7 protein-coding genes are annotated in these 5,867 nt (G+C 74.3%); 4 read left to right on the forward strand and 3 right to left on the reverse strand.

Going from position 1 to position 5,867, the window contains the following annotated elements; genetic code table 11:
* Together ACXJKL_RS12525 and ACXJKL_RS12530 are read left to right on the forward strand one after the other, a co-directional pair.
* Window positions 1–1,202: C39 family peptidase (locus ACXJKL_RS12525; RefSeq protein WP_457207376.1), on the forward strand; the 1,202-nt coding region annotated here is incomplete at its 5' end.
* Complete coding sequence (locus ACXJKL_RS12530; RefSeq protein ID WP_457207377.1) at window positions 1,202–2,329, forward strand: hypothetical protein; 1,128 nt, start codon at window positions 1,202–1,204, stop codon at window positions 2,327–2,329. The genes ACXJKL_RS12525 and ACXJKL_RS12530, both read left to right, overlap by 1 nt.
* On the opposite strand, the gene ACXJKL_RS12535 is transcribed toward ACXJKL_RS12530, so the two are convergent.
* Entirely contained in the window at window positions 2,326–3,330 is a 1,005-nt protein-coding gene (locus tag ACXJKL_RS12535; RefSeq protein WP_457207378.1) for an App1 family protein, read from the reverse strand. The genes ACXJKL_RS12530 and ACXJKL_RS12535 overlap by 4 nt on opposite strands.
* A 38-nt stretch (window positions 3,331–3,368) precedes the next feature.
* Between ACXJKL_RS12535 and ACXJKL_RS12540 the strand changes: the two genes are divergently transcribed.
* Window positions 3,369–3,992 (forward strand): DUF2461 domain-containing protein, encoded by a 624-nt coding sequence (locus ACXJKL_RS12540; RefSeq protein WP_457207379.1) that lies wholly within the window; start codon window positions 3,369–3,371, stop codon window positions 3,990–3,992.
* Window positions 3,993–3,999: 7 nt separating this feature from the next.
* On the opposite strand, the gene ACXJKL_RS12545 is transcribed toward ACXJKL_RS12540, so the two are convergent.
* Together ACXJKL_RS12545 and ACXJKL_RS12550 are read right to left on the reverse strand one after the other, a co-directional pair.
* Window positions 4,000–4,788, reverse strand: a complete 789-nt coding sequence (locus ACXJKL_RS12545; RefSeq protein WP_457207380.1) for a hypothetical protein — start codon at window positions 4,786–4,788, stop codon at window positions 4,000–4,002.
* Entirely contained in the window at window positions 4,788–5,303 is a 516-nt protein-coding gene (locus ACXJKL_RS12550; protein WP_457207381.1) for a SigE family RNA polymerase sigma factor, read from the reverse strand. The genes ACXJKL_RS12545 and ACXJKL_RS12550 overlap by 1 nt, the downstream gene beginning before the upstream one ends.
* A gap of 143 nt (window positions 5,304–5,446) precedes the next feature.
* Here ACXJKL_RS12550 and ACXJKL_RS12555 point away from each other — a divergent pair.
* Window positions 5,447–5,867 (forward strand): hypothetical protein (locus ACXJKL_RS12555; protein WP_457207382.1); only part of this gene is annotated, 421 nt, incomplete at its 3' end.

Consider the following 5,867-nt stretch of genomic DNA (forward strand, 5'->3'; position numbering starts at 1 on the left):
CACCCCTGCTGCCCGACGCCACCACCCCCGACGCCGCCCTCACGCCCGAGGCCGCCAGCACCGCGCTCCGCACCAGCGACACCGCTGGACCCGGCGTCGTCACCCCGGCGATGCAGGCCGAGATCGACCGGGTCGTCCGCGAGGGCACGAGCGCCCGTGTGCCGGCCGGCGCCTCCACGCGCACGCTGGCCGACGCCGCCGCCCGGTGCGCGACCTTCGACGGGCAGCGCTACTGCCTCGGCACCGGCTGGACCACCGCGACCGAGCACGAGGTCGCCGCCCGGATGGCCACCAGCACCCCCGCCGGCCGCGAGCGCACCGGCGACCTCGACCCCGCCACCGCCCTGCGCCAGCAGGCCCGGATGACCCCGACCGCTCGCGCGGCCGCCGAGCGGCTCGAGCTCACCACCGCGGCCACGTCGGTCGCCAAGGTCTGGCTCCTGCGCCACGAGATCCAGGGCGTGCCACTGCCGGCCGACTTCGCCCAGCGCCACCCCGAGGCGATGCTCGCCACGCAGGCCCGCGACAGCACGACCACACCCGCGCCCACGACCACCACCGCGACGACGACCACCACGACCGACACGAGCGTGGCCGTCGCCCCGGCCGCCCCGAGCCCCAAGACCGCCGCGGACTACCCCGAGACCTTCCAGATCCTCAAGCAGAAGCAGGTCCGCCCGCAGCAGCGCTACTACTGGTGCGGCCCCGGCGCGATGCAGATGATCGCCTGGGGATGGGACGGCACCCGCCGCAACCAGGCGCACTGGGCCGGCGAGCTGGGCACCACCAGCGCGGGCACCGCGATCACGGACATGGTGCGGACCGTCAACGAGTCCACCGGCTGGGGCGGCGCCGACTACGCCGGCGAGTACATCGTGCTCGACATCGGCGACTTCACCTTCAAGCAGTGGTACCTGCTGATGATGAAGCACGTCCACGACTACCGCGCGCCCGTCGTCCTGCACCCGATCCTGCTCAAGCAGTACTACCCCTACCTCGACGACGACGCCTCCGGACACTTCCAGGTGGGCCGCGGCTTCGACCAGAACCCCGGCGGACGCCCCCAGCTCGGCTACTTCGAGCCGTGGGACCAGAACAAGTTCGACCCCTCCGAGCCCCGGATCGCCCGCACCCAGTGGCAGAACGCCTACAAGAGCTACCGGGCCAACCAGGCGCACTTCCAGCACAACATCGGCGTCTGATGCCGCGTCGCCCCGCCACCCACACCCGTACGACGCTCGCGGCCGCCCTGCTGCTGCTCCTGGGCCCGGCCCTGGTCGCCTGCGGGGACGGGGCGGACTCCCCGGACGGGACCGGCGGCTCGACCAGTCCCACCTCGTCGCCGAGCGACTCGCCGAGCGAGCCGGCCGGCGAGTCCACCGAGTCGTCCGACCCCACCCCGAGCGCCGGCCCCCTCGAGTGGCAGCCCACGGGCCACGCTCCCGAGGACCGGGTGGTGCGGGGCGCCGCCTGGACCGCCGTCGCCACCGAGACCGAGGTCCGCTTCGAGCCGAACGGCGGCGGTGACGCGGTCGTCGTACCCGCGGTCGAGGGGCGCAGCGTCGACGCGGTGCTGCTCGAGGGCGACACCGCCGTCGTGTCCTTCGCCGCCGGCGGCGAGACCTCCACCGGCGCGGCCGTCCGCGTCGACCTGGCCACCGGCACCACCGCCGACATCGTCACCCCCGAGCCCGCCAACGGCGGCTCGTGGGCGATGTACGACGACAGCCTCTGGTACCCGACCCTCGGCGAGGGCGGCGCCTACTGCCTGGCCACCCTCGCGGTGAGCGACGGCACCGGCGAGGACGGCTGGTGCGCCCCGCGACGGACCGGCTTCAGCAACCTGACCGCCGGCGAGCACGGCGTCGGGATGATGACCTTCGACGACGCCCGTCCGGTCGCCTGCCRCACCGTCCACGTGCTCGACCAGGCCGGCGAGCCGCAGCCTGTCGAGGGCCCCGCCGACTGCACGGCCTGGGACGTCGCACCGACCTCGACCGGCGTGATCTGGTCCGAGGTGCCACGCGAGCAGCGCCAGGAGGTGGCCCGCTTCAGCGCCCGCGTCGACGGCGAGGTGCAGGTCCTCGGCAAGGGCACCACCGGCACCCTCATCCCCTGCGGCGGCGACACCTTCTTCGTGCGCGACCCCGCCGGGCCCAGCGACCCGGCCCGGCTGATGCGCTGGGACGGCTCCGCACTGGACGTCGCCTACGAGTCGGAGTCCACCGGCAACGCCTTCCTCGGCGAGCCCGGGTGCGCAGACGGCGTCGTCACCCTGTCGTCGTTCGGCGAGGCCGGCGACGAGCAGGTCTGGGCCGCGGTCAGTTAGACGATTCCGCGCAGCCGCTCGGCGAGCACGCGACCGTCGGCGCCCCGCACCTCCGGGCGCCCGTGCGGCGCAGGGGCCTCGAGCAGCTCGGTCGGGGTGCCGTGCGCCAGCACCTGCTGCTCCATCGACAGCTCCCGCAGCGCGATCGCCCGCACCCGGTCCGGGTGCTCGCGCGCGAACTCCGCATAGATGACCGGGTCGCGCTGGCCGTCGTCCCCGACCAGCACCCAGCGGATCGCCGGGAAGTCCTCGACCAGGCCACGCAGGCACGCGAGCTTGTGCTCACGCCCGCTGCGGAACCACCCGGTGTTGGTCGGCCCCCAGTCGGTGAGCAGCAGCGGCCCGCGGGGGAAGCCATGGTGGGCCAGGAAACGGGACAGCGCGCGGGCGGCGTTCCACGGTCCCGTCGAGACGTAGACCGTCGGGGCGCCCGGCCGGTCGGCGAGCAACCCGGCGTACAGCTCGGTCATCCCGGCCACCGGCGTGCGCGCCTCCTCGGCGAGCACGAAGGTGTTGTACGTCGCCAGCAGCAGCCGCGGCAGCCAGGTGGTGATGACCGTGTCGTCGATGTCGCTGACGATCCCGAAGTCGACGTCGCCGCCCACCACGAGGACGTCCGCCGACCCCGGCTCGGCGCCGGCGGTGACCAGCTCGACGGCGTGCCAGCCGGGCTCGAGGCCTGCCCGTGGCAGGCGCACGTCGAGGATGCCGGACCGGTCCGTGATGGTGGTGGACGTCTCCCCGGCCACCGTCACGGTGACCTCGACGCCACCGAGCTCGGCGGTGAGGAAGGTGCGCCAGCCGCGCCGCAGCTCGTTGCCCCGGGCGCCCCGCTCCGCCGGCCGGTCCAGGACCACGCGGGCCAGGACGCGGACGAAGTCGGGGCCGCCGTAGCCGTCGTACCCCACGACCGTCGGGCGCCAGCCCCGGCGCGCAAGGACGCCGCCGAGGGCGCGGTTCCACCGGTCCTCGACGGCTGCTGCCAGGTGGGGCCTGCTCATGGCGCCCGAGTCTGGCAGAGATCGCTAGGGTCGGGCGGGTGAGCTTCACCGGATTCCCCGTCGCCGCCCTCGACTTCTACGACGACCTCGAGATGGACAACACCAAGTCGTTCTGGGAGGCGCACCGGGCGGTCTACAAGGAGTCGGTCGAGGCGCCCATGAAGGCGCTGACCGCCGCCCTCGAGGCGGAGTTCGGCGCCGCCAAGGTCTTCCGCCCCTACCGCGACGTCCGCTTCGCCAAGGACAAGACGCCGTACAAGACCCATCAGGGCGCGTTCGTAGCGGTCGCCCCGCACACCGGCTGGTACGTCCAGGTGTCGGCGGCGGGCGTGCGCACGGGCGCCGGGTTCTACGCCGGCGAGGGGGCGCAGATCGCGGCCTACCGGACCGCGGTGGCCGAGGAGCGCCGCGGCGCCGAGCTCGAGGGGATCCTCGCCGGCCTCACGGCGGAGGGCTACGAGATCAGTGGCGAGCAGCTCAAGACCGCGCCCCGGGGCTACGACCGGGAGCACCCGCGCATCCACCTGCTGCGGCACAAGCAGCTGTTCGCCGGCCGCGAGCTGGGCTTCGAGCCGGTGGTGCACAGCCCCGGGCTGCTCGACCTGGTCCGCGACGACTGGCGCGCCTACCGACCGATGGTGGAGTGGCTCGCGCGGACGTGAGGGCCGATCAGCGGTACCACTCCGGGCTGGTCGCCAGCGCCGTGACCTCCTCCAGCGTGAGCACCGGCTCGTCGGCCACGACCTCGCCGGACTTCTCGGCCGGGGTGTTGGTGGCGATGACGTCGACCTGCCAGCCGTCCCACGTGGCCAGGCTGGCGGTCCGCTCCTGGACGGCGTTCGGCACGCCGTCCCCACCACTCGCGTAGGCCTCCTGGCGCAGCAGCCGTGAGCCATCTACCAGGGTCGTGCAGTCGACGTCGGGGCCGGGCTCGCACAGGAAGTCCGGCGACAGCGGCCGGCCGCCGTCGGCGACCGCCACCGGCGAGTTGTACCAGCGGATCCGGAAGGAAACCTCCGCCCCGTCGAGGGTCAGGTAGAAGCGACGGGTCAGGTCGCCCGACCCGTCGTCGGCGACGATCTCCTGCCGGACCTGCTGGGCTCCGGTGGCCGCCTGCAGCGCGGCCGCCATGGCGGCGTCGCCCACCAGCGGCCGCAGCACGTCGGCGGGTGGCGCCACGTCCGGCGACCCGGCGGTCGGGCCCGAGGTCGCCGGCTGGACCGGGCGCGGGTCGCGGGCGGAGTCCACGTCCGCGCCGAGCCGGGGCACGACGGCCGAAACGACGCCGACGACGCCGAGCACGGCCACCGAGGCGACCGCCGTTCCGATCCGGGCGCGGCGACGGCGGGTGCGCCCGCGGGTGACGCCCCCGGCGACGAGGCGGTCGACATCGGGAATCGCGAGGTGGTCGGCGGCCTGCCGCAGCAGCAGGTCGACGCCGTGGTCGGGGATGGTCATCAGGAGCCTCCGGACTCGATGAGGTCGTCGAGCGAGGTGCCCAGCACGGCACGCAGGCGGTCGAGCGCCCGCAACGTGCGGTTGCGCACGGCCTGCCCGCTCACTCCGAGCGCGGCGGCGGTGTCGGCGACGGAGGTGTCGTCGAGGTACCGCATCACCAGCACGGCACGGTCGAGCGGCGCGAGCCGGTCGAGCGCGGCGGCGAGCGTGAGCCGGGTGTCTGCCCCGTCGTCGTGCTCGACCCGCTCGGGGAGCCGCTCGGTCGGGCGTTCGTGGGTGCTGCGACGGCGCTGCGCGCTGATGTAGGTGCGGACCAGCGCCGTGTGAGCGTAGGCGGCCGGGTTGTCGATCGCGCCCGCCAACGGTCGGTGCCACCGGACGAAGACCTTGGCCAAGGTGTCCTGGACGAGGTCCTCGGCGCGGTGGGGGTCGCCGCACAGCATCCAGGCAGACCGGTAGAGCTGGGGGGTCCGCGTGCGGGCGAACTCCTCGAACTCCTCGTGCCTGCGGGCCATCTCGCTCCTCGGGTGGTTCGGCGTCACCCCTGGGACGCACTGGACCACGCTCCGCGTTGCACGTCGGGGAACTTCGCCGTCTCCCCGGCCGGCGTTGGACCTGCGTTCACCCGTACGACGGGCGCCCCCGCCACGGTGGGGCCATGGCCAAGCGCAGCGTGTTCCTCCTCGTCGGTCCCGCCGTCCCGGGGCTCGACGCACCCCACGAGGCGTTGCGGGACGACCCCGCGCTCGCCGCGGCGGGCGTCGTCCTCCCCGCCGTCGACCAGGACCTGCTGGATCGCGCCGACGTCGAGCTCCGCCGCCGCCACAAGGCCTTCGGGCTGCGCCGCAAGGACGTGGAGGGCGCGTGGGCCAAGGTCTGCCGCACGGCCTTCAAGGCGAAGAGCGACGTGCTCGTGTGCCAGCCCGGCCTCGCGGACGCCACCGCCGACCAGGTGGCCCTGGCGGTCGACGGGCTGATGGGCATGCGGCTGCACGTCGTGGTCACGCCCCTCGCCTTCGGTACCGCCTTCGACGGCTGGGCCGACCTCGACGGCGGGACCGGCCTCGACGACGCGGCGG

It is taken from the genome of Nocardioides sp. P5_C9_2 (genome assembly GCF_054049555.1).

Excerpts from the sequence above, each read along its gene's own strand:
- ACXJKL_RS12535 (WP_457207378.1), bottom strand. The coding sequence starts at position 3,330 with ATGAGCAGGCCCCACCTGGCAGCAGCCGTCGAGGACCGGTGGAACCGC.
- ACXJKL_RS12545 (WP_457207380.1), bottom strand. The coding sequence starts at position 4,788 with ATGACCATCCCCGACCACGGCGTCGACCTGCTGCTGCGGCAGGCCGCC.
- ACXJKL_RS12550 (WP_457207381.1), bottom strand. The coding sequence starts at position 5,303 with ATGGCCCGCAGGCACGAGGAGTTCGAGGAGTTCGCCCGCACGCGGACC.